The organism is Acetobacter sp. AN02, from assembly GCF_029759835.1.
Taxonomy (GTDB): domain Bacteria; phylum Pseudomonadota; class Alphaproteobacteria; order Acetobacterales; family Acetobacteraceae; genus Acetobacter.
Genome location: NZ_JAJJND010000023.1, coordinates 1 through 23797 on the forward strand (window position 1 = coordinate 1; position 23797 = coordinate 23797).

Consider the following 23797-nt stretch of genomic DNA (forward strand, 5'->3'; position numbering starts at 1 on the left):
GACGGATACGGTTTGCGTGCAGTATTCATCCATCCGTTCTGAAACACTCACGCACGAAAGTACATAACACTCTCTAGGACTTGAGTTTAAGGAAATACCTTTATTATTAGATAAAACATAAGGAAAACCATTTCTGTAAATAATGTTTATATCAGGATTATCCGGCCTGTCCTCATCAGTTCTCACGTGTGTCAGTCTCGGACCGGTTGCATCCCCCCCCACGATATAAATTTACCGGAATGGTGAAATAAAATTCTTTTGGCGATTCAAAACCTGACACGCTGCCTCTTTCCTCTGATCAGAATCAGATCTGATGATCGTATATTTACTGTACGCTATCGACCCTCACACAGAAAAACAATGCGTTCCGGTATAAGCAGCCCGGCTTATCAGGTGCTCACCATCTCTCCTGAAAGCCCAATGTTACGTCGACAACGGCAGGAAATAGGACAAATACACACCACACCCTAAACCCGCCGCTCAAAAGCCAGCCGCAGCCCGAATCCCATAAAGATGCACCCCGTCACCCGGTCCATCCGCCGCACCACCTCGAGCCGCGACAGAAACCGTCCGAGCGGGATCGTCATCACAACAAGAAGAGAGAACCAGATCAGCCCCATCACCACATGAAAACACGCCAGAAACAGGGAATACGCCGCAACATTCACACCATGCGGAATAAACTGCGGAAGAAAGGTGATGTAGAAAATCCCCACCTTCGGATTGAGCACATTGCTCACAAACCCCTGCCGGAACGCCCCGCGCGGCGTCAGACGGACCGGAACACCCCCCGCCCCGTCGGCAAGACCACTGCGCGGACGCAGAACCATCCGCAGCCCCGCCTGAAACAGATAAAGCGCCCCTGCCCACTTCACCACGCCAAACGCCACGGAAGACGCAGCCAGCAAAGCCGTCAGCCCGAACGCCGCACACACCCCCCAGACAAAAAGACCCGCCGTGATGCCCACAGCCGCCGCACCGCCACACCGCGTGCCGGACGTCGCGGACGCCCGCAGAACCGTCGCCGTGTCCAGACCCGGCGTCATGGTAAACAGCGCCGTGGTCACGATAAAAGCACTCAGGGAAATCAGGATATCATGCATGAAACCACATCTCGCCCGCCCCGGAATATTCCGCAAGCCTTCGTGAGCACACATCCTGACGCATCCGTGATATACACGGGACGAACGGCCCCGCTCTTTGTCCATGCGGACAGATCGGGCTAAACCTTCCCCGCAGGCTGCACGTCCGCAACACAAGGGACAGAGCAGCGCAGGAGATCTCAGTCTGATGCTTTCTTTCACCCTCCGCCTCATGCCGCGCCCGGCAGCAGGGCTCGCAGCCCTCGCCCTGATGGCCGCATCCCCGGCCGTCTCAACCGCGGCACTGGCCGCCCAGGTCGGCAATTCCGGCTTCGGCACCGCAACAACGGACACGAATTTCGGACCGGATACAGGCACATCGGACGCCTCACCGAAACGCCACGAGAAAATGACCGTCCACGGCCACCGCTCCCTGCCCCCGGGATACCAGGAAGCCCCGTCCGTCGACATCAACCACGGCCCGGACCCGGATCACGACATCGCCTCACACAGAGACGCCGTCACCGGAACCGATCTCTCGAAATTCGGATCAGCCTACCAGGAATCCGGCCCCATGCAGGGCAAACTCGGCGATTCCACAGGCAACGGATGGGTCACCCCGCGCTGATCACACACCCCTCAGACCCCGTCATCCGCCAGACCGGATGACGGCTCCTCCGGAGAAACCTCCCCAAAGGCACTCCCCCCGGAAACAGCCTCCTCAGACGCAGAGCCCTCAGACACAGGCCCCTCCGGCCAGCTCCGCATCTCCGCAATCCGGTTCGTAAGAGCGTGGTTCTCCAGAGACAAAGACACGATCTGCTCCCGCTGCCACTGCTCCAGAGACAGCATGTTCGCAATCTGGCTCTCCATCGCCTCGATCCGCGCCTGCAGCGTCCCGATCAGACCCGCAAGCTCCGCCTGAGACCTCCCGTCCCGGAACCGCTCGCCGCGCAGGAACAGAGCCTCGGAACGCCAGCTCTCCATCTCCTGATGCAGCTCGCCATAAGCCTGAGCCAGATGCCGCACATCCTTCCCGACCCAGTACCGGGCCCAGTCCGTCCCCCCGGCACGAAACCGGTTGTCTGATGACGATCGCGACATAACAGACACGCTCCTTCACCCGGCCTGCACCCGGACAGAAAGGAAAAACAGCCCGGGAGTCAGACCACAGGCACAACCTGTTCCGGAAAAAGCTCCCCCTCCCACTCATCCGCAGGAACAAGATCAACACCGACACGCAGCGTATCCCCGCCGCCACCCAGGATCAGACCACGAACCGGACTGATATCCGCATAGTCCAGACCCCAGCCCAGAACCACATGCTCCTCGGTCGTGACAATGCCGTTCGTCGGATCAAACCCCGCCCAGCCGATCTCCGGACCCAGCCATACACCCGCCCAGGCATGAGACACATCCGCACCCAGACGCCGCTTCTGCCCCGGCGGCGGACGCGTGCGGATATAGCCCGACATATACCGCGCAGGAAGCCCCAGAGCCCGAAGCCCGCTCACCATCAGATGCGTGAAATCCTGACACACACCCTGACGCATCTCCAGAACCTCCTCAACAGTGGTCCGCAGATTCGTCACCCCCGAACAGAACCGGAAATCTGTATAGATCCGGGTGTTCAGCTCAGACACCGCCTCCAGAACCGGACGCCCCGGCGCAAAGGACTCCGCCGCCCAGGCCCCGGCCGCAACAGAAGTCGGACACATCGCCCCGGCAAACAGAAACCGCGCAACCTCACCATCAGACGCCGCCATCCGCGCAACCTGTTCCCAGGACAGTGTGGCAGACATCTCGGGAAGAGGCGGAAAACTCACGTCAACCTCAGAGTCCGCAATCACACGGAACAGATCGTGCGGAACCTCATGAAACAGCCACGACACATGATTGCCAAACGAATCCCGCCCGCTCGTCCGCCGCACCGGATCAGGCTCACAGGACAGATGCGTGCGAAGAACACGCTGCCCCGGCAGATCACGCGGCGTGACATGCAGAATATGCGCCGCAAGATCCACAGGACGGCCATAGGCATAGGTCGTGATATGACGAACCCGGTAAATCACGCGAAAAACCCGTCCTCAGCCGGAAGCCCCTCCCCGCCGGGAGAAGGATCAGACGAATCAACCCGGCGCGGCGCAACCAGAACCGTAAAACACGCCCGCGTCAGACGATCGGACAGCAGCTCCAGATCCTCCGTCACAGCCCGCAGACCCGCAGGCAGATCCGCCGCCGCCACATCCTGATCCGCCGCATCGAAAACAGACTGCGCCAGACCCCGAAGTCCGTCGAGAATCTCCTGCGCCCCGCGCGGAAGATCATCACGCACACCATCGCCGCCCTCGGCCACGGACGCCATCGCCTGCCGCAGCGTCGCAAGCTGATATCCGGCCCCCCTGGGATTGTCCTCGTCAAGCAGCAGAAGATCGAGAACCGGAGCAGGCTGCATCACACCGAAATACCGGGACCGATAGGTGATGGAACTGTCACACAGCTCCAGCATCAGACGCAGCGCACTCTCCATCCGCCCGCGCTGCCGCAGACCCGGCTGATCCAGAAGCGTCGAACAGGTCAGAAGAACCGTGCCCGTACGCTCAAACCGCCGGCCCATGTCCAGAAACAGACGCCCGCCCGAACGCAGCATGTTCTCCGCGGAAAATCCCGAAATCGTCGCGCTGTACCCGACCACACGCTCCATCACGCGCGACAGACGCTCCAGACTGCGCGCCGGATCATCCCCCCGCGCCCGGCAGCCCGGAATCGCAGACATCAGATCCTCCGCACCATACACAATAAAATGCCGCATCTCCCGCGTCAGACGATCCGAAAGCTCCGGAGCCAGACTGTCAATGCTGCGGAAAGACCGCATGAACAGCCCCTCCTGAGCCGTCGCCGTCAGCAGCTCACGCGTCAGCGCAACCAGACTGTAACCGGAAACCGGAACATCCTCGATCACCTTCGCCGCACGCAAAAGCCGGACCAGACCGTCAATATCCGCACGCTCACGCGGGGACAGATCCGTCACGGACAGATGCGACAGAATCACGCGCATCATCCGCGCCGCACCCTCAACCCGCTCCAGATACCGCCCGAGCCAGAAAAAATCCTCCGCCGCACGGCTGGGAAGATCCCCGTGCGCACGACGGATCGGCAGACGCCGGGAAGGAATGAATGCCATGCCCCGGCGCTCCTCATGATTCCCCGCCAGAACCCACACGTCCTTGCTCACCATCCCCGAACGGATGCGCCCCGGAGCCAGAAGATCCTGAGCCGTCCGGCTGATCCGCGCCAGACCGCCGGGAAGAACATTCCACTGCTCACCGTCAAAAGCCGCAAACATCCGCAGAACAACCGGATGCGGCTCAATACACTCCCCCGCCAGAGCCGGCGTCACGGACGGACCGTCAATCTCCAGAGCCATATGCTCCCAGCGCCGCTCCGAAAATGCCGCACACTCCTCCGCAGGGATCTCCCCGTAGCGGCGCACCGTACTGTCCCCGTCTGTTGCGGACATGACATGCCACCCGTCCTGCGGAACAGGACAGGACACATCACCCGGCCAGAACGCACGAACCGTCCGGAGCAGCAGATCCTCCCCGAGCAGAAACCGCGAAAGCTCCGGAAAAAACGGCAGAAGACCCGGCGTCTCGGCATAACCCGCACGCGGATCATTCATCAGACGCACCGCACCCCCGCGCGCAACATCCAGAAGACCCGTAATCCCCCAGGCCCCCGTCCCGTCCAGCTCCAGAGGATCAAGCGTCGCCGCATCCTGCCGAATCAGCAGAACATCCACAGGACGCAGACCCCGCACGGTCTTGAGCCACAGCTCACCCTGCCGCGCACTCAGATCCCCGCCCTCAGCCAGAGTACAGCCCAGCTCACGCGCCAGAAGAACATGCTCGGGCCAGTGCGGATCCTGAGGCCCCGGCGTCAGAAGCGCCAGAGCCGGACTGTTCGTCTCCGGGTCCGTCCGCGTCGCCGCCCCCAGAAGAGCCTCCTGCCACAGATCCATAAACGGAGAGATGTGCCGCAGGTCATAACCGGAAAACAGCTCCGGCAGCACACGCACCATCTGCCGCCGGTTCTCCAGAGCACGCCCCGCACCGTTGGCCCGGGACAGACGATCCCCCAGAACACTCCAGCGCCCGTCATTCTCACGAACGAGATCAACCGCGAAAAAGGAGAAAAACCGGTCCGTCGGCGGACAGCCATCCGTCTGCGGAACGCTCAGCCAGGTCCGGCTCGACCACAGCAGAGACGGCGGCAGAACCCCCGAAGACAGAATACGCCGCTCGCCATAGGCATCCTGAAGCAGAGCCTCCAGAAGCCGCGCCCGCTGAATGATCCCCGCCTCAAGATCAGCAAACTCCGCCGCATCAAGGATCAGCGGAACCGGATCACAGCCGGGGGCAACCATCGTCCCGGCCTCGGGACGCTGGCTCATCTGATCCCGCAGGGCCACAGAGATCTGCCCGCCCCGCTCCGCCAGCTCCTGAGCCCCCAGCTCCGAAATGGTGCTGAGAAGCCGCCGCCAGCGGGGACGGACACCACCCTGCCCGTCCACCATCTCATCAAGGGGCGTCGAATGAGTCATAGCCGCCATCTCTAGGTGGCATACCAGGAAGATGACAACCCTGTCATCCGCAATATTATGTTTTTAATTCAGGGAAGTTGCGGAAAAACCTCAGATTTTCCCCGGTTTCCCGCAAACACCGGAAAAACTCTCCCGGAGCCGCAGCCCCGGAAGAGCAGGAGCCTAAGAGCCGAACCGGCCCCGGCCGGTCGTCAGACGCCCCGGCCCTCGATCAGCTCGATCTTATAACCATCCGGGTCCTCGACAAAGGCAATCACGGACGTCCCGAACTTCAGCGGACCAGGCTCACGCGTCACCTTGCCACCCCCGGCACGGATCTTCTCAACCGCCGCATAAATATCCGGGACACCGACGGCAAAATGACCGAATCCGTCGCCGATCTCATACCCGTCATCCTTGCCCCAGTTATAGGTCAGCTCAATCTCGGCCTGCCCCGCCGCATTGTCCGCATAACCAATGTAAACCAGCGTATATTTCCCCTCCGGAACCTCACGGCGCCGCAGCTCGTGCATCCCGAGAAGCTTATAGAACGCAAGCGAATTCACCAGATTCTTCACCCGGACCATCGTGTGCAGATAAGTCGCCATTGCCGTTTTCTCCGTTCTTCTTTCTTCATTTATCAGACAGCCGCCATAACCCCGGCCGCCCGGACCATTCAGACCGCTCCCGGGCCCGCCTCATCCGGCAGCACCCCGTACAGAAACAGTCCCGCCTCGTCCGCCGCGCGGATGCAGCCCGGCAGATCCGTAAACAGAACGCCGCCAGCCCCGTAAGCGATCCCTGACAGACCGGCTTTATGTGCACCGCCGATCGTCACAGGACCAATCACCGGCATGTCGGCACGATCCTCCTGACCAGGCTTGAGAAGCTTGACAAGCGTCCCGCCCTCCCCCGGCTGACGGCACAGACCCGCACGCTCCAGCATCCGGTCCGTCCCCTCCATCGCCTCAACCGCCAGGACCACACCGTTCTGAACCACACAGCCCTGCCCGATATCCAGACGCCCCAGAGCCCGCACAACCTCCGCACCACGCCGGATATCCGCCATCATCCGCGCATCCGGCGCAATGCGCCCGCACACCCCGGCCGGACCCAGAGCAGAGCCCAGAAACTCATGCGCCCCGCGGACACGAAACCCCTCCTCGCCCAGAATCCGGACCAGAGCCCCCAGAAGACCATCATCCCCGGAAAAAACAGCCCGCCCCAGACGCGCAAGAATCCGCGCCCCTTCCGCATCCGGACGCAGATCCCTGAAAGACGGACGACGCACCGGCCCGATCAGAACCAGATCCCGGCACTCCTGCGCCCGCAGCGTCGCCAGAATCTGCCCGGCCGCCGCCAGACGCACATAGGCATGCGGCCAGCCCCCGATCACCCCGGGCTCCGCAAAATCCTGAAAACCAAGAATGAAAACCCGACGCCCCTGCGCCGCAGCCGCCGCGGCAACCTGCCCCGGAAGCGGACCACCGCCCGCAAGAATGCCCAGAGCCGGATCAGACCCCGTCATCAGCGCAGATCAGTCCGCCTGCTCATCACGCAAAAGCGCACTGCGCGCCGCAGGCCTGACCAGCCCGCGATGCCCCGGAACCTCAATAAACGCCAGAATCTCCGCAACACGCGGATGCCCGCCGAATTCCTCACGCACACGCACCAGACGCACCGCAAAAGGCTCAGCCTCCTCCGCCGGATACAGCATCCGCCAGGCCCTGCGCATGACATGCATCTCCGCAGACGAAACCCCGTTCCGGCGCAGCCAGATCCAGTGCAGACCCACCAGACGCGCACGGTTGCCCATCACGCTGCCATAGGGAATGACATCCGCCTCAACACCGGTCACACCGCCCACCATGGCCGCACGCCCGATGCGGACAAACTGATGAATCGCCGCAGACCCCATCACACGCGCATCATCCGCAATATGCACATGACCGCCCATGACGACGTTGTTCACGATGATCACACGATCACCAAGCTCACAGTCATGCGCGATATGTGCATTCGCCATGATCAGACAATCCGCCCCGACCCGCGTCAGACCAGACCCGGACGCCGTCCCGCGATGAATGGTCACATGCTCGCGCACAACCGTCCGCGGCCCGATCTCACACCGCGTCGGCTCGCCCCCGTATTTCAGATCCTGCGGTTCAAGACCCACGGACACAAACGGAAAAAGCCGCACACCGGCACCGATCACCGTGTGCCCGTCAGCAACGACATGGGAAATCAGCTCGGCCCCGTCACCGATCACGACATCAGCCCCGACCGTACACCACGGCCCGATCCGGACACCCTCACCGATCACCGCACCAGGCGCGATGATCGCAGTCGGATGAATGGCACTGCCGGGCCGGGACTGTGTTACGTTCATCTGTCGAACTTCCGCTGCGTGAGCCAGAACCGCCTCCTCAACGTCATCTGCATGCCCCGATGCGCCGTCATTATGGCACCGGCAGGGCAGCAGCCGGTCACGCCGGGGCCGCCATCGCGGGCCTGACCGGAACGCCCGGCAAGCCCCTCTCAATTAAGAGACCTGTCTCAGGCCATGATCATGGCACTGAAGGATGCTTCGGCAACCGACACGCCGTCAACCTGGGCAACACCATGGAATTTCCACACATTCGCCCGCCGGCGTTCTTTCGTTACAATAATCCGCAGCTGATCCCCCGGACCCACGGGACGGCGGAACTTCGCATTCTCGATCGTCATGAAATAAACGAGCTTACCCTCGAAATCCTTACCCAGCGTCCGGACAACGAGAACCGCCGCAGTCTGCGCCATCGCCTCGATCTGCAGCACGCCCGGCATGACCGGACGGGACGGGAAATGCCCCTGAAAAAACGGCTCGTTCATCGTGACATTCTTGATGCCGACGGCAGACTCGCCAAGAACGACATCCTCCATCCGGTCGATCAGCAGGAACGGATAGCGATGGGGAATCGCCTCCATGATCTCCAGAATCTCAATCCTGTCCAGACGCACCGGCGCCTCACCATCCTGCGCAGGCTCCGCCGCCTGTACACCCGCCTGTCCTGCTTCCATCTTCTTCTGTCCGGTCATGTTATGTCACTGTCCCCGCCCGCATCCTGACCGTTTCCGGCCGGACGACGGGAGAGACGGCGCAGTGTAGCCACATTTCGAAAAAATTCTCTGAACGGCATCGCAGGGCTGCCGATCACATCCGCACCGGCCTCAACGTCGGACATGACACCGCACTGAGCCCCGATCCGAGCACCCGTGCCAATGCGGATATGACCGATCAGCCCCGCCTGCGCCGCGACGGTCACGCGATCACCAAGCTCAGTGGACCCGGAAACCCCCGCCTGAGACACAATGATACAATTCTGTCCGAGCTTCGTGTTGTGACCGATCTGAACAAGATTATCGAGTCGCGACCCCCGGCCGATCACCGTGTCCTGAACCGAACCGCGGTCAATCGTCGCATTCGCCCCGATCTCAACATCATCACCCAGAATCACACGGCCAAGCTGCGGAACCGTCTCGAACCCCTCCGGCCCGACCGCAAAACCAAATCCGTCCTGACCGATCCGCGCCCCCGGAAACAACGTCACACGATCCCCGATCAGCGCATGGGACACACTGACATGAGACCCGATCCGGCAGTCCCGGCCGATCACGACCGCATCGCCGATCACCGCATGAGACGATACCACCGTCCCCGGACCGATCTCAGCCCGCGCGCCGATCACCGCAAAAGGACCGATCTCAGACGTCTCGTCCACAACGGCATCCGCCGCAATACACGCCGAAGGATGCCGCCCCGGAACCGCCGCCGGACGCGGATAGAACAGACGCGCAACCCGCGACCAAGCAAGATAAGGAACAGGCGCAACCAGAACCGCACACCCGTCAGGAACACGGGCGGCAAACGCCTTCGCCACAATCACAAGACCCGCCCGCGTCTGCTCCAGAAGCGGCGCATACCGCCGGTTATCCAGAAAACTGACATCAGACGGACCCGCACTCTGCAGCGGACCGATCCCGGTAAACCCGCCCTCGGGAACAGACCCGCAACGCGGCAGAATCAGCTCGGCACCCGCCGCAGCCGCCAGAGCCTCCGCCGTCTGCGGAGACGGACGGGCAAAGAAACGCGGATCGGCAGCCCCCGCGGACCCGTTCGGATCAGACATCGGAGATCAGTGACCGTTGTTCACACGGACCACGGAGGCCGGAGCCTGCCCCGCAGCCGCCCCCTGCTGTGCCTGCTCGGCAGATGCCGTGGTCGGGAACTTCCCGGACTTCGCCATAACCTCCGGATCCTCATTCGCCGCCGGAATGAACACCCTGGGAAGAACCTTGTTCAGCTGACCGGCAACTTCAGCCGTAATGTCCTGACCATCCACATGCAGCGCAATCTGCTCGGAATGCAGCACGAGATTCATCCCGTGAGACCCGGCAACACGCTGAACAACCTGAACCAGCTCACGCTCGATCTGACCCAGAGCAACCTGAGCCGCCTCCTGAATGATCCGGTTCCGCTCGCGGAAATCCCGCTGCGCCTTCATCACACGGGACTGCAGCGCATGCTCGCGGGACTGAATCTGCTCGGACGTCATGTTCTTCGCCGCAGCCTGCAGCTTCTGCTGCTCACTCCGCCAGCCCGCCTGCTCACGCTGCGCATCCCGCGCCAGAGCATCACGACGCCCGCCAAGCTCCTGCTCGACCTGCTGACCGGCCAGAGACTGCCGCATCACGTCCTGAACACTGATGATCCCGACAACAGCCGTCGGCGGAGGCGCACCCTTGGCAAGCTCAGGCGCCGTCGGAATCGGCGGCAGCGGCAGAACCGGCGGCGCACGGGACGTATCCTCCTCCTCAGGCTGATCCCCCTCGGACGGATCAGGCGCCGCAGTCCTCACGGCCGGACGGGACACATGCGCAGGAGGCGGCGCAACCGGATGGGCCGCCCTGGGCACAAACCAGCCGCCCCCCTGCCCCGCAGCAGGCGCATCAGCCGCGAAAGACACGACCGGAAGGGAACAGCAGGCAAGAAGAGCGGACGCGAAGGCACACGTCACACCGGAGAAGCGGATCATCATAACCTCAGAATTGCTGGCCAAAGCCGAAGCGCAGAAGCTGCGTGCGGTCGTTATGCGACTTGTGGAGCGGAACACCCAGATCAATGTTCAGCAGACCGAACGGACTCTTCCAGGAAAAGCCGACACCCGTACTGACACGCGGCGTAGCCGTGTTGCCGGAAACACGAGTGTAGTAATCCCCGGCCGTCGCCGCATTCGTATAACGGTTCCTGACACGCAGACTGGACAGGGAACCGGCATCAACGAAGTAACGCCCGCGAATACCCATGTCAGCCGCAAACGGCATCGGGAAATTCAGCGTCATGGACGCGGTATAGATAAACCGGCCACCCAGAAGATCCTCCTGGTTCCGCCTGTTATACCCGGGCGAATACCCGCCGTCAGGCGCATAAAGACTCTGCGCCACACTGCGGGGACCGACACCACCATCAAGGAAGCCGCGCAGGTTCGAACCGCCGAGATAGAAGTTATCAATAATATCGTGGCGCCCGTTGCCCCAGTCGGCCATATAACCGGCACCACCCTTGAAATCGAGGGTCCAGTCATGGTTGCCCGTCAGATCATCCAGCGGAACCGTATAGGCCGCGTCGATCTTGCCACGGACATATTTCTCGTTCCCGCCAAGCCCAGCAAAATCACCGCCCAGACGGATCACATAACCCTTGTGCGGATAAAGCCGGTTGTCACGCGTGTCATAGACAAGCGTCGTGCCGAGCTGGGACAGGAACGAATGACCGTTCTGCTGATCCACATAGATCGACACGTCATCCCACGTGTTGCCGACATGACGGCCGATCGCGGAATAGGTCCAGGACTGGGACAGATGCTCCGTAATGGCATAACCCATACGGAACGTCGCACCATACCGCCCCTCAGAATAGTTCTGATAGGTCTGGTAGTTGTTGTTGATATAGAAAATATCCATACCGACAACGAGGTTCCGGTTCAGGAAGAACGGATCCGTAACAGAGGCATCAATCTGCTTCTGATAATAGCCGACCGTTCCGGAAATACCGGCATCAATACCGCTGCCCAGAAGGTTGTGCTGCTTCAGACCGACATTTCCAAGAATACCGACGTCAGTGGAGTAACCGCCACCAAGCGAGAACTCACCCGTCGGCTTCTCAACCACGTTGATCGCAACATTGCTCCGATCCGGCGCAGATCCCTGAGACTGCGTCACGTCAACCGAACTGAAATACCCCAGATCCTGCAGGGTCTGACGGGTGTATTTCTTGTAGCTCATCGGATACGGGTCGCCCTCAGCCATCGGAAGCTGACGACGGATCACCGTATCACGCGTGATCGTATTGCCGTTGATGTCAATCCGCTCCGCATAATTACGCGGCCCCTCGGACACATCGAACAGAAGATTGACAACCCGCTTCTCAGGATTACGCGCGATCGACGGACGGACAACCGCAAACGGCGTCCCCTCCGCCTGGATGTTCTCCTCCATCCGGTTCGCGTTCTTCTGAATCTCCGTGCCATCATACCACTGGTTCGGATAAACCTCGATATACTTACGCAGCGCCAGAGCCGGAACATGCCGCAGGGACGACCGGATATCGATCTTGCCCAGACGATACCGCGGCCCTTCCTTGATGGTGTAGGTTACATAAAAGGACTTGCGATCCGGAGACAGCTCGCCCGTCGCGTTGACGATCTGGAAATCAACAAACCCGTTGGACAGATAGAACCGGCGCAGAAGCTCGGAATCATACCTCAGACGCTCGGGGTTGTACTCGTCGGCAGAAGAGAAGAAACGATACCACGCCGTCTCCTTGGACGACACGACACCCGCCAGACGCGCCTCGCTGAAGGTCTGATTGCCCACAAACGTAATCTTGCGGATCAGCGTCTGCGGTCCCTCAACAATACGGAACACAACATCAACACGGTTATGCGCAAGCTTCACCGTCTCAGGCGTCACCGTCGCGCCATACCGCGCCTTCTGGGCATAAACCTCAAGAAGCTTCTGCCGGTCCGTCGCCGTCTGCTCCGCAGAAAACACCGCACGCGGACGCAGGGAAATCACCTTGCGGAGATCCTCGTCCTTCGCCGCATGGTTCCCCTCGAACACAATGCGGTTCACAACCGGATTTTCCGTCACATGAACACGCAGGATGTCACCCGAACGGCTGAGCGTCACATCCTTGAAAAGACCGGTGGCATAAAGCGTACGCAGCGAACGGTCGAGCTCGTCCTGGCTGAAGGAATCCCCCGGACGCGACACCATATAGGACAGGATCGTGCTGGTCTCGATACGGTCATTGCCCGAAACGCTGATCGCCCCGATCCGCCCGCCGGACGCCACCGAACCGGGCGCGGTACGGACCCGGCGGGTCGCACGCGCAGGCGCGGTCTCAGGAACGTCACCCGTATCCGGAGCCGCCTCTGACGGCGCATCAGGCTGCTGCGGACGGTCCGTCTCATGCGGCGTCACGCTGCGGGGCGCATGAGCCTGCGGCGCAAACTGGGCACAGGCCTCCGATGCCGACATGGCCGGAGCCGCGACACAGACGGAAGCGAGCAGAAACGAGCGTTTCCTGCTCCGGTTACTCGTAGCCCCGTGTTCAGTTGCCAAGACCAGCCACCCCTCTCAGCCGACACCATGCCGCAGACCCGGACACTCCCGGTGCCGGGCGCACCACATTTCGCAGATACGCACGCCCCTGCATAGCAGAACTGCACGCCGTGCCAGACGCGACGTATCCGAATTAGCGGCTGCCGCGCAAGCACTCATCAGATTTTTACCATTTCTAGCATCACCCGACGAGAGATGCGACCCACCGGAACAGACCAAACCCCGAAAGGTCGTTGAACGTGGAAAACAGGAACAGACCGGCAATCAGCACAAACCCGGCCTGGAAAAACACGTTCTGAACCGCCCGGGAGACCGGACGTCCCCGAATCGCCTCAAGCGCATAGAAAACCAGACGCCCGCCATCAAGAACCGGGATCGGAAACAGATTGATCAGCCCGAGATTAACCGACAGAAGCCCCATGAAAGACAGCAGGCTCGCCAGCCCGTAATGCGCCGCCTGCCCGGAAATCTGCGCGATCTTCAGCGGACCGCCAAGATCACGCGCCGTATGCTGCCCGCTCAGAACCTGCCACAGCCCCCCCAGCGTCTGAACCGTCACATTCCACGTCTCCGCAGCCCCGGCCACAATCGCAGCCCCCGGAGACAGAGGCGCCGTCCGCTCCACCGCAAACTCCACACCGATCTGACCATGCGGCGGACGCCCGCCCTTCCCCGGAACACTGCCGATCGTTATGGGAAACGTCAGGGAATGCCCGTCACGCAGAACCGTCACCGTCGTCTGCTGCCCCGCACGGTCGCCCACAAGAAACTGCAGATCCGAAACATTCGCGATCGTATGATCCCCGATGCTGCGGATCACATCCCCGTTCCTGACCCCCGCCGCAGCCGCCGCACTCGCCGCCTGAACCTGACGGATCGTATTGCTGACCTTCACCTGCCCCGCCGTCGCGCACAGAACCGAGAAAATCACAAACGCCAGAATGAAATTGAAAACCGGACCGGCCAGAATCACCGCCGCACGGGCATAAACCGACTTGTCATGAAACGTCCGGCCGGGAAGCCACGCCGCCTTCTGCTCCTCGGTCGCCTCATCCGGCCCCTCAAACCCGTGCGGCTTCACATACCCGCCCAGAGGCAGACAGCCGATGCGCCACTCCGTCCCGCTCCCGTCCGCCCATTTCAGAAGCGACGGCCCGAACCCGATGGAAAAACTCTCGACATGAACCCCGCACCAGCGGGCCAGAAGATAATGGCCAAGCTCATGAATGAACACGAGAATGCCAAGCACAACCACAAAAGCAAGAACGGTGTGAAACAGCTCCGGCATCAGATATCCCCTCAGGCCGCAGCGCGCTGCACAACCAGACGCCCCGCCTCACGACGCGCCTCCGCATCCCAGTGCAGAACATCCTCAAGCGTCTCCAGAGCCGGATGCCCCAGACACTCCATCACACGCTCCACAATCCGGGCAATGTCCAGAAACCCGATGCGACCGGCCAGAAACGCCTCAACCGCAATCTCATTGGCCGCAGACAGAATGTCCGACGCAGCCCCGCCGTCACGCAGCGCCTGCCGCGCCAGACGCAGCGCCGGAAACCGCACCTCATCCGGAGCCTCAAACGTCAGGGTCGCCAGAGCCGCCAGATCCAGACGCGGAGACGTCGTCGGCATCCGCTTCGGCCAGGCCAGACAATGCGCGATCGGAATCCGCATGTCCGCAGACCCGATCTGCGCGATCAGACTGCCATCCGTATACTGAACCAGACCATGAACCGCAGACTGCGGATGAACCAGAACATCAATCCGGTCCTCCGTCAGATCAAACAGACGCGCCGCCTCGATCACTTCCAGACCCTTGTTGAACATGGATGCGGAATCAATCGTGATCTTCGCCCCCATTGTCCAGGTCGGATGCTTCAGCGCCGCAGAAGGCGGAGCCTTCTCCATCTCCTCCAGCGTCGAACAGCGGAACGGCCCCCCCGACGCCGTCAGAATGATCTTCTCAACCTGATCCGCCTGCCGGTCCGCCATCGCCTGCGCAATCGCATTATGCTCGGAATCCACGGGAAGAAGCGTCGCACCCGCAGCCTTCACCGCGCGAAGCATCACATCCCCCGCACAGACCAGAGCCTCCTTGTTCGCCAGAGCCACCGCACGCCCGTTGCGGATCGATGCCAGCGTCGGTTCCAGACCCGCCGCCCCCGTAATCGCCGCCATCGTCCAGTCCGCAGGAACCGCCGCAGCCTCAATCACCGCCTGACGCCCCGCCGAAGCCTCGATGCCGGACCCCGCCAGAAGACCACGCAGCTCCTCCAGAGCCCCGTCATCAGCAATGACAGCCCGCTCCGCCCGGACCTTGCGCGCCTGCTCCGCCAGAAGCCTCACATTCCGCCCGCCGACCAGACAGCGGACAGACACCTCGTCCGGCACCTGACACAGCAGATCAACAGTGGAACAGCCAATACTGCCGGTGCTGCCAAGAACAGTGATGGTTTTCATAAGACGGAACACCCTGAAATCAGAAAAACCAGAAAAGGATCAGAAGCAGATCAGCCGGGCATCCCGACAAAAATCCGGAGCCCGCGAAGAAGATCAGACCAGGTCACGGTCCAGAACGGAACCTCAGGACCGGAAATCAGAGCCAGAACCCACGCCAGAGGCGCCGCTGCCATCAGCGCGTCAAACCGGTCCAGAAGCCCGCCATGACCCGGCAGAAGCGTCCCGGAATCCTTCACCCCGCACGCCCGCTTGACCGCACTCTCCGCAAGATCACCGGCCTGACCCGCAATCCCCAGAACGACACTCCACACAACCGTGGCTGCAACCGATGCATGAGAGGACGGAGCCAGAGCCGAAACCACCAGACCCGCCATAACCGCCCCCGCAAGACCACCGGCAGACCCGGACCAGGTCTTGCCCGGAGAAATGCGCGGCGCCAGCTTCGCCCCCCCGATCAGACGCCCCGTCACATAAGCCAGACTGTCACTGCACACCACGACGGCAACCGGAAACACAACCGACCACGGCCCCGCAATCGTCCCCAGACGCAGCGCGATCAGACACCCGCCCGCCAGGATCACGGCCATAACCCCGGCCCAGGCCCGGGACCTGAACAGCCAGCCGGTCGAGGCCAGAACAACCATCACATCCAGACGGCCGATCGTCGCACAGACACCGCCCATAACAACCCAGCCCACAGCCAGAAGACCACGCGGCCCGTACCGGTCCTCACGCGCCAGATCGAGGGCCTCCAGCATCATCCCGGCCATCGCACAGATGATCAGAAACGCAAAAATCCGGCCGCCGGCCGCAATCCCGGCCGCCGCAACCGCAACAAGAACCACCGCAGACATCAGCCGCGGCCCCAGATCATGCCAGCTCGTTTTCCGCATCTCTCCGTCCCGCGCCCTCACCGGCAGAAACCCGCCTCACAGAAACGGCCCCGGACACATCCCCCATCAGTTCAGCCGCCCGGACGCGCGCCGAACCGGCGCTCCCGCCCGGCATAAATCCGCAGAACAACCTCAAACTGAGCCTCGTCAAAATCCGGCCAGAGCACGTCCGTAAACACCAGCTCGGCATACGCACCCTGCCAGAGAAGAAAATTGGACAGACGATGCTCGCCGCTGGTCCGGACAATCACATCCGGATCAGGAACCCCCGCCGTCAGAAGACAGCCAGACAGAGCCTCCTCGTCAATCTGATCCGCACACAGATCCCCGCGCGCAACCGCCTCCGCCAGACGCCGCGCCGCAAGAGCCAGCTCCCCGCGCCCGCCATAGGACAGCGCAAGCTGAAGCGTCAGACCCGTATTCGCCGCTGTCAGATGCTCGGCCCGCCGCAGCTCATCCACCAGATCCCGGCCGAAACGCTCCAGATCCCCGATAAACCGGATCCGCACGTTCTCCCGATGCAGCTCCGCAACCTTGTGCCGCAAATAATACCGCAAAAGAGACGTCAGATCCGTCACCTCCTCCGGCGTACGCCGCCAGTTCTCGGAGGAAAACGCATAAAGCGTCAGATACCCGACACCACGCCGCGCCGCAGCCCGCAGCGTGCGCGTCACCGCCTCAGCCCCGGCCCGATGCCCCGCAACACGCGGCAGACCACGCGCCGCAGCCCACCGGCCATTGCCATCCATAATAATCGCAACATGCACGGGAACGCTGCTCCCGCCCCCCGTCTGCGCCGGACGCAGAACCGGAGCGGCAACCGGCATACGGGCCACCTGAACCGTCAGACCTGCCTGATCTCGCGCTCTTTTTCCGCAAGCAGGTCGTCAATCTTCTTCACATACTGATCCGTCAGCTTCTGGATCGCATCAGACCAGACCTTCACATCGTCCTGGCTGATCTCACCCTTCTTCTCATGGCCCTTCGCCTGGTCCATGCCGTCACGACGCACACCGCGCACCGCAACCTTCGCACCCTCGGAATACCGCCCGGCCGTCTTCGCCAGATCGTTGCGGCGCTCCTCCGTCAGCTGCGGAATCGGCACGCGGATCGTCTGCCCCTCAGACGCCGGATTCAGACCCAACCCCGCCTCACGGATCGCCTTCTCAACAGCCCCCGCCAGAGACCGGTCCCACACCTGAACCGTCAGCATCCGCGCCTCGGGAACCGCAACCGACCCGACCTGAGACAGCGGAACCACACCGCCATACGCCTCAACACGCACCGGCTCCAGAAGCGCCGGACTCGCCCGCCCGGAACGCAGACCCGCAAGATCACGCCGCAGACTCTCAATCGCCCCGTCCATACGACGGGTCAGATCATCAACAAGCTCTTTCATCTCGGCCACAGCACGCCTCCAGTCAGTCAGATCAGAACAGAACCGGCCTCAGCCGGCCACCTCGATACGGGTAAACTTCCCCTCACCACGCATCACGCGCGAGAAAGCCCCGGCCTCATGAATATTGAACACGACGATCGGCAGGTGATTCTCACGCGCAAGACTGATCGCCGCCGCATCCATCACATTGAGATCCCTGGACAGAACCTCAAGATAGGTCAGACGCTCATACCGCTCAGCCGCCGGATCCTTGCGCGGATCCGCCGAATACACACCATCAACCTGCGTCCCCTTGAACAGACAGGTGCACTCCATCTCCGCAGCACGCAACGCCGCAGCCGTGTCCGTCGTAAAGAACGGATTGCCCGTCCCCGCCGCGAAAATCACAACCCGGCCCTTCTCCATATGCCGCACGGCACGACGGCGGATATAAGGCTCGGCAATCGCAGACATCGCAATCGCAGACATCACGCGCGTAGGGACATTCTCACGCTCCAGCGCATTCTGAACCATCAGCGCGTTGATCACCGTCGCCAGCATCCCGGCATAATCACCCTGCGCCCGGTCCATCCCGCGCGCCGCAGCCGTCAGGCCCCGGAAAATATTCCCGCCGCCCACAACCAGACACACCTGATGTCCGTCGCGATAGACACGCGCAATGTCAGCAGCAATCCGGTCAACAGTCGGCGCATCAACGCCATACTGACCCTCACCCATCAAAGCCTCACCCGAGACCTTGAGAAGTACGCGCTCTCCGCTGAACGGAGCAACAGTCGTGTCAGTCATCAGTCCTCAGCAAGGCAGGATGCCGCATGGCCGCAACCTGCCGGAAACGACAGCCCGCCACACGAAATAAGGTTCGCGTTCTCTTAACCCCCGCAGCCCCGCGCCACAAGGGCGAACCCTCAGCCCCGCCAGGTCAGAGACAACCCGACCTGTAAGAGGTCACGACCATATCCGCCGCACAATACATCATCCGGATAAACTGACGGCCGAACGCAACCACAGCCCCGGGGTCCGTCAGCGGTTTCTCAGAAAAGGGCACGACAAATGCACGATACGAATTATATCTGGCCTCAGGAAACACGGAATGAAGCTCGCCCTTAAACTTCTTCATAAAATCTTCGGAAAAACACGCGGGATATTTTTCATACCCGCCCTTTATCCACAAAGATGTATCTATGTTCAGCTTACCGCCTTCAGTGCTCCAGATATCCATGCTCGGATACAAAAAAGGAACGCCCTGATACTCCCTGATATTAGCCCAGAATTTATCCTGAGCCCTCTCCAGATTCTCATCGCGAATGACAACGGACAGATCGGTAAATTCAGAATTTCTCCTGACATACTCAACCGCCTTGAGCAGAAACTCGCATTTTTCCATCACACACACCTCCATTACTGAAATCCCCGCCTCACCCCGCAGGAACAAGCCGCCCGTCCCGCAGCGTCACAACCCGGTCCATCCGCGCCGCCAGATCCTCGTTATGCGTCGCAATCAGAGCCGCAAGCCCCGAACCCCGCGCCGCCTCCAGAAGCTCCCCGAACACACGATCAGACGTGTGAACATCCAGATTCCCCGTCGGCTCATCCGCCAGAAGAACCGAAGGACGGTTGGCCAGAGCCCGCGCAATCGCCGTCCGCTGCTGCTCCCCGCCCGACAGCTTGCCCGGAAGATGATCCGTCCGGTGCTCCAGACCGAACCGGGACAAAAGCTCCCCCGCCCGGACGGAAGCCTGCCTGCGGGACACACCCGCAATCATCTGCGGCAGGATCACATTCTCCCGCGCGGTAAACTCCGCCAGAAGATGATGGAACTGATAGACAAACCCCACCTCATCACGGCGCAGCGCCGTCCGGCCCTTCTCGGACAGACCCGCCGCATCACGCCCCGCAATCTCAACCCCCCCCGAATCCGGAGTGTCCAGAAGCCCCGCAATGTGCAGAAGCGTGGACTTCCCCGTGCCCGACGGCGCAACCAGAGCCACAACCTCACCGGCATAAAGCGCAAGATCCGCATCCCGCAGAACCTCAAGACGCACGGACCCGCCGGTCACATAGGACCGGGACACCCCGGACAGACGCAGAACGGGATCAGCCATTGCGAAGAGACTCCACAGGGTCCGTCCGCGCCGCCTTCCAGGAAGGATAAAGCGTGGCAAGAAGCGACAGACCAAGCGCCATCACAACAACCTCCGCAACCTCACTCCACACCATGCGCGTCGGAAGATGCACCAGATAATAAACCTCGGGATTGAACAGATTGGTCCCCGTCAGATGCTCGATCCCGTGACGGATGCTCTCGATATACCGGCAGAACACAACACCGATCACCGTCCCCGCAACCGTCCCGCTCACACCCACAAACGCCCCGCACATCAGGAAAATGCGCATCACCGCCCCCCGCGTGGCCCCCATCGTGCGCAGAACCGCAATATCAACGGTCTTGTCACGAACCATCATGATCAGGGACGAAATCACATTGAACGCCGCCACCAGAATGATCAGCGTCAGAATCAGGAACAGAACGTTCTTCTGAACCTCCAGAGCCCCGAAAAACGCGTTGTTGCTGCGCGTCCAGTCCCGGACCATGATCTGCGGATCAGCCAGCATGTCCGCAATCCGCTGCGCCATCGCCCTGGCCCGGTCCGGATCAGACACCATCACCTTGATCTGAGACACCTGCGCAGGTTTTCGGAAATAAACCTGAGCCGCATCCAGAGGCATGAAAACATAGCCCCTGTTGTAGTCATTCAGACCGGAGTCAAAGATCGCCGCAACACGATACGCCTTCATCCTGGGAACCGTGCCGAACGGCGTCGCCGCCCCGTCCGGAGAAATCAGCGTCAGACGCGACCCGACAGACAGACCCGCATTACGGGCCATCGCCTCACCGACAGCCACGCTGTCCCCCTGAAAATCCTTCAGAGACCCCGCAACAAGATCACCGCTCACCTGCTTTAACGCCGCAAAATCCGGACGCGTCATGGCCTGAACCATGCCCCCCGCATTCCAGCTCCCCGAACTGAGCAGAACCTGCCCCTCCAGAAGCGGCGTCACCGCCGTCACACCCGGAACCGCACGGACCCTGCGCGCCACATCCTCATAATCGGAAATCGAACGCGTCACGCTCAGAACCGTCAGATCACCGCTCAGACCCAGAAACCGGCTCATCAGATCAGAACGGAACCCGTTCATCACCGCCATCACGATGATCAGCGTCGCCACACCCAGCGCAATCCCGACCAGCGAGAAAACCGCAATGATGGACACGAAACGCTCCCCCTTGCGGGCGCGGAGATAACGCGCGGCAACCGCCCGCTCAAAGGGTCCGAACATCCGCGCCTCAGCCCCTCGTAATCAGAGCAATCGCCTCGTCAGGCGTCATCTCATACCGCGCGCCGGTCGCACGGCACTTCACCTCGACAACACCCGACACAGCCCCCTTCGGACCCACGATCAGCTGCAGCGGATGCCCCATCAGATCCGCATCGGCAAACTTCGCACCCGCACGGTCGGACCGGTCATCATAAAGCAGGTCGTCCGGAGCCACCTCATAAAGCGCATCGCACAGCGCATCACACAGCGCATCACCCGGCTTGAGATTGATGATCACCGCACGGAACGGCGCAACCTCCGCAGGCCAGATGATCCCGTTCTCATCATGAGACGCCTCAATGATCGCACCCGTCAGACGCGACACACCAATGCCATAGGACCCCATCTCCGGATAAACCTGCGCACCGTCCTGGCCCGTCACGGAAATATCCATCGCCTGCGTGTATTTCGTGCCGAAATAGAAAATATGCCCGACCTCAATGCCACGCCCCTCACGACGACGCTCCTGCGGAACATCCTCCCAGGCCGAAGCATCATGCTTCTCATCCGTCGCCGCATACCAGGACGTCACATTGTCGAAAAAGCCCTTCAGAGACTCGGTGCTCTGCGTGTCCACCGGCTGAGCCAGCCAGTCCTGCTCCTCCAGAGCCGCATCATAAAACACGCCGCTCTCACCCGTCGGCGCCAGAATCAGAAACTCATGAGACAGATCACCGCCGATCGGACCCGTATCCGCAACCATCGGAACAGCCCGGACCCCAAGACGCTGGAACGTCCGGAGATAGGCCAGCATCATCCGGCGATAGCTGTTCACCGCCCCTTCATAATCCGCATCGAAACTGTAGGCGTCCTTCATCAGGAACTCACGCCCGCGCATCACGCCAAAACGCGGACGCACCTCGTCACGGAACTTCCACTGCACATGATAGAGCATCTGCGGAAGCTCACGATACGACTTCACACTCTGCCCGAAGAGATCCGTGATCATCTCCTCATTCGTCGGCCCGTACAGCAGATCCCGCTCATGACGGTCACGGATGCGCAGCATCTCCGGACCATAGGCATCATACCGCCCCGAACGCTTCCACAGATCGGCAGACTGAAGCGTCGGCATCAGAACCTCCTGCGCCCCGATCCGGTTCTGCTCCTCACGCACGATCCGCTCGATGTTCCGCAGAACCCGCAGACCCGCCGGCAGCCAGGCATAAATGCCCGACGCCGTCTGCCGCACCAGACCGGCACGCAGCATCAGACGATGGGAAGCAATCTGCGCCTCGGCGGGCGTTTCCTTCAGTGTAGGCAGAAAACTGCGGGAGAGACGCATCGACGGTCCTGTCTGATCGGTTGCATGAAACCGTCTGGCTATGCCCCCCGCAGCCGCATGAGGCAAGAGGCAGCCTCAGTCCGCCCGCCCTTTTCTGCCCTCCGCCAGGCCATAACGCAGATAATGCCCCAGAGGATGAACCCCCGCCTCGCGAATGTCCGGATTGGCCGCAAGATAATACGCCACGTCAAACTGACGCCCCGCACGCTCCGCCTCCGGCACGACCCGCACGTCATACGCACGGAACTCCTCCAGAAACTCCGCCCGCATCGCCTCCGTCACCCAGGGCCAGCGCGCCACCGGATCATCCCGCACATGCTCCAGAATCCGGCCGTTCGCCTCAATGTCCTCCGGCGTCCCGCTGGTCGGCAGATCCGTCAGATGCACGCCGCCCCGCAGCACGAAAAAGACAAATGACCGCCGCCCGTCCCCGTCGGTCCAGTCAAACCCGCCATACCCCGCCCTGATCAGACGCAGCGTATAATCCGTATGCTCATGCCCGTACCGGCCAAACCGCGGATCCATATACCCGACCAGGGAAAACGCCTCCCGGGTCACAACCATGCAGGCCCCGCTCAGAAAGGTCGAAACCCCGATATCCGCCGCCGTACACCCGCCCGCAATCACAATCTCCGGCCCGAAATAATCCGGAACGAAATTCGCATGACCATACCGGCGCCCGGCCTCGATCCACTCCTGCTCCCAGCCGAACATCCGGGGAACGACATCATCATCCATCAGAAGCGCCATATCCACGCCCCGACAGGCAAACAGATAATACAGCCCCCGGTTCTTGTTCCAGGCAATCCCCCGGTTCACACCGCCAAGAACCGTATACCCCGCCGCACGCACCGCCTCTGCCGTGCCATCGGACGAGCCGTCGTCACAGACAACGATCTCCGCATCACAGACCGTCATCTCCCGCAGCAGCTCAAGCTGGCGAAGCACCGTCTCCTTGCGGTTCCAGGTCGTGATCGCAATCCCGACCCGCAGCCCGCCCCGATCCGTCCCGGTCATCTCAGACAAGCAGACATCCCCCGGCCCTGAAAAAAT

The 23797-nt window shown here is 61.6% G+C and carries 24 protein-coding genes; 2 read left to right on the forward strand and 22 right to left on the reverse strand.

Features of this window, described 5'->3' with window-relative positions; all coding sequences use genetic code 11:
* Together LOC54_RS04435 and LOC54_RS04440 are read right to left on the reverse strand one after the other, a co-directional pair.
* Nucleotides 1–186: hypothetical protein (locus tag LOC54_RS04435; RefSeq protein WP_279312627.1), on the reverse strand; the 186-nt coding region annotated here is incomplete at its 3' end.
* A gap of 281 nt (nucleotides 187–467) precedes the next feature.
* Nucleotides 468–1103 (reverse strand): LysE family translocator, encoded by a 636-nt coding sequence (locus LOC54_RS04440; RefSeq protein WP_279312628.1) that lies wholly within the window; start codon nucleotides 1101–1103, stop codon nucleotides 468–470.
* A gap of 187 nt (nucleotides 1104–1290) precedes the next feature.
* On the opposite strand from LOC54_RS04440, the gene LOC54_RS04445 reads away from it, so the two are divergent.
* Entirely contained in the window at nucleotides 1291–1710 is a 420-nt protein-coding gene (locus LOC54_RS04445) for a hypothetical protein (protein WP_279312629.1), read from the forward strand.
* An 11-nt stretch (nucleotides 1711–1721) separates the two neighbouring features.
* On the opposite strand, the gene LOC54_RS04450 is transcribed toward LOC54_RS04445, so the two are convergent.
* The 16 genes from LOC54_RS04450 to pyrH all read right to left on the reverse strand — a co-directional run bounded on the left by LOC54_RS04450 (nucleotide 1722) and on the right by pyrH (nucleotide 18867).
* On the reverse strand, nucleotides 1722–2186 hold the full coding sequence (locus LOC54_RS04450) for a hypothetical protein (RefSeq protein ID WP_279312630.1): 465 nt from the start codon (nucleotides 2184–2186) through the stop codon (nucleotides 1722–1724).
* Nucleotides 2187–2245: 59 nt separating this feature from the next.
* On the reverse strand, nucleotides 2246–3154 hold the full coding sequence (locus LOC54_RS04455) for a transglutaminase family protein (protein ID WP_279312631.1): 909 nt from the start codon (nucleotides 3152–3154) through the stop codon (nucleotides 2246–2248).
* The gene (locus LOC54_RS04460; RefSeq protein ID WP_279312632.1) at nucleotides 3151–5685 is read right to left on the reverse strand and encodes a circularly permuted type 2 ATP-grasp protein; all 2535 of its coding nucleotides are present in this window, start codon (nucleotides 5683–5685) and stop codon (nucleotides 3151–3153) included. The genes LOC54_RS04455 and LOC54_RS04460 overlap by 4 nt, the downstream gene beginning before the upstream one ends.
* Before the next feature lie 191 nt (nucleotides 5686–5876).
* Nucleotides 5877–6272, reverse strand: a complete 396-nt coding sequence (gene gloA, locus LOC54_RS04465; RefSeq protein WP_279312633.1) for a lactoylglutathione lyase — start codon at nucleotides 6270–6272, stop codon at nucleotides 5877–5879.
* Between the two features lie 68 nt (nucleotides 6273–6340).
* Nucleotides 6341–7192, reverse strand: coding sequence for an LpxI family protein (locus LOC54_RS04470; protein ID WP_279312634.1), 852 nt, complete (start codon nucleotides 7190–7192; stop codon nucleotides 6341–6343).
* 9 nt (nucleotides 7193–7201) lie between these two features.
* Nucleotides 7202–8053, reverse strand: coding sequence for an acyl-ACP--UDP-N-acetylglucosamine O-acyltransferase (gene lpxA / locus LOC54_RS04475; protein WP_279312635.1), 852 nt, complete (start codon nucleotides 8051–8053; stop codon nucleotides 7202–7204).
* A 167-nt stretch (nucleotides 8054–8220) separates the two neighbouring features.
* Nucleotides 8221–8742: a 3-hydroxyacyl-ACP dehydratase FabZ gene (fabZ, locus tag LOC54_RS04480; protein WP_279312636.1), complete on the reverse strand. Its 522-nt coding sequence runs from the start codon at nucleotides 8740–8742 to the stop codon at nucleotides 8221–8223.
* The gene (gene lpxD / locus LOC54_RS04485; protein ID WP_279312637.1) at nucleotides 8739–9833 is read right to left on the reverse strand and encodes a UDP-3-O-(3-hydroxymyristoyl)glucosamine N-acyltransferase; all 1095 of its coding nucleotides are present in this window, start codon (nucleotides 9831–9833) and stop codon (nucleotides 8739–8741) included. The genes fabZ and lpxD overlap by 4 nt, the downstream gene beginning before the upstream one ends.
* Nucleotides 9834–9839: 6 nt before the next feature.
* Nucleotides 9840–10739, reverse strand: coding sequence for an OmpH family outer membrane protein (locus tag LOC54_RS04490; protein WP_279312653.1), 900 nt, complete (start codon nucleotides 10737–10739; stop codon nucleotides 9840–9842).
* A 7-nt stretch (nucleotides 10740–10746) separates the two neighbouring features.
* Nucleotides 10747–13245 carry an outer membrane protein assembly factor BamA gene (bamA, locus tag LOC54_RS04495; RefSeq protein WP_408740288.1) on the reverse strand — a complete coding sequence of 833 codons (2499 nt, stop codon included), beginning with the start codon at nucleotides 13243–13245 and terminating at the stop codon, nucleotides 10747–10749.
* 265 nt (nucleotides 13246–13510) lie between these two features.
* A complete protein-coding gene (gene rseP / locus LOC54_RS04500) occupies nucleotides 13511–14617 on the reverse strand; it encodes an RIP metalloprotease RseP (RefSeq protein ID WP_279312639.1) in 1107 nt (368 codons plus the stop codon).
* Nucleotides 14618–14628: 11 nt separating this feature from the next.
* A complete protein-coding gene (gene dxr, locus LOC54_RS04505) occupies nucleotides 14629–15789 on the reverse strand; it encodes a 1-deoxy-D-xylulose-5-phosphate reductoisomerase (protein WP_279312640.1) in 1161 nt (386 codons plus the stop codon).
* A gap of 50 nt (nucleotides 15790–15839) precedes the next feature.
* Nucleotides 15840–16682, reverse strand: coding sequence for a CDP-archaeol synthase (locus LOC54_RS04510; RefSeq protein ID WP_279312641.1), 843 nt, complete (start codon nucleotides 16680–16682; stop codon nucleotides 15840–15842).
* Between the two features lie 71 nt (nucleotides 16683–16753).
* Nucleotides 16754–17509, reverse strand: coding sequence for a polyprenyl diphosphate synthase (uppS, locus tag LOC54_RS04515; protein WP_279312654.1), 756 nt, complete (start codon nucleotides 17507–17509; stop codon nucleotides 16754–16756).
* Nucleotides 17510–17526: 17 nt separating this feature from the next.
* Nucleotides 17527–18081, reverse strand: coding sequence for a ribosome recycling factor (frr, locus tag LOC54_RS04520; RefSeq protein WP_279312655.1), 555 nt, complete (start codon nucleotides 18079–18081; stop codon nucleotides 17527–17529).
* Nucleotides 18082–18129: 48 nt separating this feature from the next.
* Complete coding sequence (gene pyrH / locus LOC54_RS04525) at nucleotides 18130–18867, reverse strand: UMP kinase (protein ID WP_279312642.1); 738 nt, start codon at nucleotides 18865–18867, stop codon at nucleotides 18130–18132.
* A gap of 304 nt (nucleotides 18868–19171) precedes the next feature.
* On the opposite strand from pyrH, the gene LOC54_RS04530 reads away from it, so the two are divergent.
* Complete coding sequence (locus LOC54_RS04530; RefSeq protein ID WP_279312643.1) at nucleotides 19172–19486, forward strand: hypothetical protein; 315 nt, start codon at nucleotides 19172–19174, stop codon at nucleotides 19484–19486.
* Nucleotides 19487–19496: 10 nt separating this feature from the next.
* Here LOC54_RS04530 and LOC54_RS04535 read toward each other — a convergent pair whose 3' ends face one another.
* The 4 genes from LOC54_RS04535 to LOC54_RS04550 form a co-directional block, all read right to left on the reverse strand.
* Complete coding sequence (locus tag LOC54_RS04535) at nucleotides 19497–20183, reverse strand: ABC transporter ATP-binding protein (protein ID WP_279312644.1); 687 nt, start codon at nucleotides 20181–20183, stop codon at nucleotides 19497–19499.
* On the reverse strand, nucleotides 20176–21420 hold the full coding sequence (locus tag LOC54_RS04540) for a lipoprotein-releasing ABC transporter permease subunit (RefSeq protein ID WP_279312645.1): 1245 nt from the start codon (nucleotides 21418–21420) through the stop codon (nucleotides 20176–20178). The genes LOC54_RS04535 and LOC54_RS04540 overlap by 8 nt, the downstream gene beginning before the upstream one ends.
* Before the next feature lie 7 nt (nucleotides 21421–21427).
* Nucleotides 21428–22744, reverse strand: a complete 1317-nt coding sequence (proS, locus tag LOC54_RS04545; RefSeq protein ID WP_279312646.1) for a proline--tRNA ligase — start codon at nucleotides 22742–22744, stop codon at nucleotides 21428–21430.
* A gap of 75 nt (nucleotides 22745–22819) precedes the next feature.
* Nucleotides 22820–23761 carry a glycosyltransferase family 2 protein gene (locus LOC54_RS04550; protein WP_279312656.1) on the reverse strand — a complete coding sequence of 314 codons (942 nt, stop codon included), beginning with the start codon at nucleotides 23759–23761 and terminating at the stop codon, nucleotides 22820–22822.
* Nucleotides 23762–23797: the final 36 nt, after the last annotated feature.

Coding starts and splice junctions, on each gene's coding strand:
- LOC54_RS04540 (WP_279312645.1), bottom strand. CDS start 21,420: ATGTTCGGACCCTTTGAGCGGGCGGTTGCCGCGCGTTATCTCCGCGCC.
- LOC54_RS04450 (WP_279312630.1), bottom strand. CDS start 2,186: ATGTCGCGATCGTCATCAGACAACCGGTTTCGTGCCGGGGGGACGGAC.
- proS (WP_279312646.1), bottom strand. CDS start 22,744: ATGCGTCTCTCCCGCAGTTTTCTGCCTACACTGAAGGAAACGCCCGCC.
- lpxD (WP_279312637.1), bottom strand. CDS start 9,833: ATGTCTGATCCGAACGGGTCCGCGGGGGCTGCCGATCCGCGTTTCTTT.
- gloA (WP_279312633.1), bottom strand. CDS start 6,272: ATGGCGACTTATCTGCACACGATGGTCCGGGTGAAGAATCTGGTGAAT.
- LOC54_RS04445 (WP_279312629.1), top strand. CDS start 1,291: ATGCTTTCTTTCACCCTCCGCCTCATGCCGCGCCCGGCAGCAGGGCTC.
- LOC54_RS04550 (WP_279312656.1), bottom strand. CDS start 23,761: ATGACCGGGACGGATCGGGGCGGGCTGCGGGTCGGGATTGCGATCACG.
- dxr (WP_279312640.1), bottom strand. CDS start 15,789: ATGAAAACCATCACTGTTCTTGGCAGCACCGGCAGTATTGGCTGTTCC.
- LOC54_RS04530 (WP_279312643.1), top strand. CDS start 19,172: ATGAAGCTCGCCCTTAAACTTCTTCATAAAATCTTCGGAAAAACACGC.
- fabZ (WP_279312636.1), bottom strand. CDS start 8,742: ATGACCGGACAGAAGAAGATGGAAGCAGGACAGGCGGGTGTACAGGCG.
- bamA (WP_408740288.1), bottom strand. CDS start 13,245: ATGTCGGCATCGGAGGCCTGTGCCCAGTTTGCGCCGCAGGCTCATGCG.
- uppS (WP_279312654.1), bottom strand. CDS start 17,509: ATGCCGGTTGCCGCTCCGGTTCTGCGTCCGGCGCAGACGGGGGGCGGG.
- LOC54_RS04535 (WP_279312644.1), bottom strand. CDS start 20,183: ATGGCTGATCCCGTTCTGCGTCTGTCCGGGGTGTCCCGGTCCTATGTG.
- LOC54_RS04470 (WP_279312634.1), bottom strand. CDS start 7,192: ATGACGGGGTCTGATCCGGCTCTGGGCATTCTTGCGGGCGGTGGTCCG.
- LOC54_RS04440 (WP_279312628.1), bottom strand. CDS start 1,103: ATGCATGATATCCTGATTTCCCTGAGTGCTTTTATCGTGACCACGGCG.
- rseP (WP_279312639.1), bottom strand. CDS start 14,617: ATGCCGGAGCTGTTTCACACCGTTCTTGCTTTTGTGGTTGTGCTTGGC.
- LOC54_RS04490 (WP_279312653.1), bottom strand. CDS start 10,739: ATGATCCGCTTCTCCGGTGTGACGTGTGCCTTCGCGTCCGCTCTTCTT.
- LOC54_RS04510 (WP_279312641.1), bottom strand. CDS start 16,682: ATGCGGAAAACGAGCTGGCATGATCTGGGGCCGCGGCTGATGTCTGCG.
- LOC54_RS04460 (WP_279312632.1), bottom strand. CDS start 5,685: ATGACTCATTCGACGCCCCTTGATGAGATGGTGGACGGGCAGGGTGGT.
- pyrH (WP_279312642.1), bottom strand. CDS start 18,867: ATGACTGACACGACTGTTGCTCCGTTCAGCGGAGAGCGCGTACTTCTC.
- lpxA (WP_279312635.1), bottom strand. CDS start 8,053: ATGAACGTAACACAGTCCCGGCCCGGCAGTGCCATTCATCCGACTGCG.
- frr (WP_279312655.1), bottom strand. CDS start 18,081: ATGAAAGAGCTTGTTGATGATCTGACCCGTCGTATGGACGGGGCGATT.